General features: G+C 30.4%; 1 protein-coding gene and 1 pseudogene. One reads left to right on the forward strand and one right to left on the reverse strand.

Going from position 1 to position 1968, the window contains the following annotated elements; translation table 11 throughout:
- Positions 1-135: pseudogene (locus OC710_RS02655) on the reverse strand (hypothetical protein); the annotation flags it as partial.
- 1677 nt (positions 136-1812) lie between these two features.
- On the opposite strand from OC710_RS02655, the gene OC710_RS02660 reads away from it, so the two are divergent.
- Positions 1813-1968: DnaJ domain-containing protein (locus tag OC710_RS02660; RefSeq protein WP_425306760.1), on the forward strand; the 156-nt coding region annotated here is incomplete at its 3' end.

Raw genomic sequence — 1968 nt, forward strand, 5'->3', positions numbered from 1 at the left:
TAACATAGTAAAAATTCTATCAGCTTCTACTGCATCTTCTAATTTCACTTGCAATAATGTTCTAGTGGCAGGATCCATAGTAGTTTCCCAAAGTTGTTCGGCATTCATTTCTCCTAACCCTTTGTACATGCGTAAGTAGGATTGATATCGAGTTTCCTTTTACTCCCTTCCACCTTCTACTATTAAGAGAGAAAAAATCAAGAAGAACGTGGGTTGCATTAGTAAATCTTAGGTGGTACTTGAAAGTTGAAACCATTGAGACATTATTATGCTGCTTTATTGTCAACGTTTAAGACTGCTTTTTTTTAATGGCTTTTCAATGAGGGACTAAAGGTATGCATCACTGCTTTCACTTGTTTATCACTGGAATATATTTGGTAGTATTTGAACTAAGCTAAAAAATGCCAAAATATAATCCCTTCAACTGCAGCTGCAACAAATCTTCTTACAATCTCTTTCCCTTACAAGATGGACCATTCTTTGCTGTGACAGTTTCATCTTGTCACCTTGCAGTGGCCCTCCAGCCCCGTCTTATGATTTCCTGACTCAACAGCTAAACCTGAAAACAATCAAAGAAGAGTTCATATTTTGTATATTAATTCTGATGCATTATCTTTGAAGGTCCGTCTCATGATATTTTGTATCACTCTTCTGCAGGGTTGTTATATTATAATAGATAAATATTACAATAGACAACATATGTGTATAAGGACACACATTAAAAGAAATAATTATCTATTTATTTTAAAAATCAAATAATTTTAAAAATAATCTTTAGAAATACATACCATGGGTTAAATCGATTCAATATAGAATTCGAGCATTTTAGAGATTTGTATGAAGATTTTAAATTTTAAAAACTAATAATACTATTTACGAACTAAAATAATAATTTATTAGATATTAAAGGTTAGAGTTGAAATATATTTTTATTTTTACGGTAAATCAGTTTAATAATAAATCAAATGAATAAAATAATTATTCAGAGAAGTAATACTTTAAACATAATATATTCTTTAATAATTTATTAAATGACCAACTAATTATAAATTCTAAAATTATAAATTTAATATAATAATAAAACAAAAAAAAAATATTACTTCTCTAAATATAGGGAGCCCATTAACTATAATACAGTAACATTCGCAAGAAATTTTTTTTCTTCTAGTCTCTAAAATACGCCATTTCAAAGTATAGTTTATTGTTAACTCTACTTGGTTACATAGTGAACTAATTTTCAAGTCTTTTATTAATGGTGGTAAATTCAAAACCCCATTACCATTATGAAAAAGCAGATAAGTTCTTGCATGTGATTGTTAGGTGTAATAAAGTAGTTTCGAACCTTAGTGTAGTCAAAGTTCTCTCTAATAACAACCGTCCCACCTTAAAAAAACACTTACGGGAATCATAAAAGCTGGTCCAGTATTTTGAATTTGAGTCAAAATAACTGGTTCTAGAAGTGTCAAGTTTGGTACATAATGGTTTGTTTTCTAAAAGATGGTGGTAGTGACATAAATCAGCGGTGGAACCGGGAAGAGTAAATGGTATAAGAAAGAAGAAATCTTTGGCGTGAGTTGAAAATTAGAACTTTGTTTCTTTCGAGCTGCATGACTTGGACTCGCTTTCCCCCCCTCTCTTTCTGTCTTTTGTGAAAGAACATGACAACGTTAAACTATCTATTAACTGAGATAAATGTGGAAGCAATACTCAACCAGCAACGTTAGATTGAGATAAATTTAACTACGGTTGATACACTACACCATGAACATGCAAAAATAAAATTCCAGAAACATATTCGTTTTAATGTTTGGTATGGTAGGAGCCACTTACATTCTGGCTCATATTTTGAAACAAAAAAAAGACTATTATGAAGTTTTAGAATTATCACGTGATGCTAAATTGGATGATATTAAAAAAGCTTATCGACGTCTTTCGAAAAAATATCATCCTGATGTTTGTAAAGAAGCT

This window comes from 'Vigna radiata' phytoplasma (genome assembly GCF_030586915.1).
GTDB classification, from domain to species: Bacteria; Bacillota_I; Bacilli_A; order Acholeplasmatales; family Acholeplasmataceae; genus Phytoplasma; species Phytoplasma australasiaticum.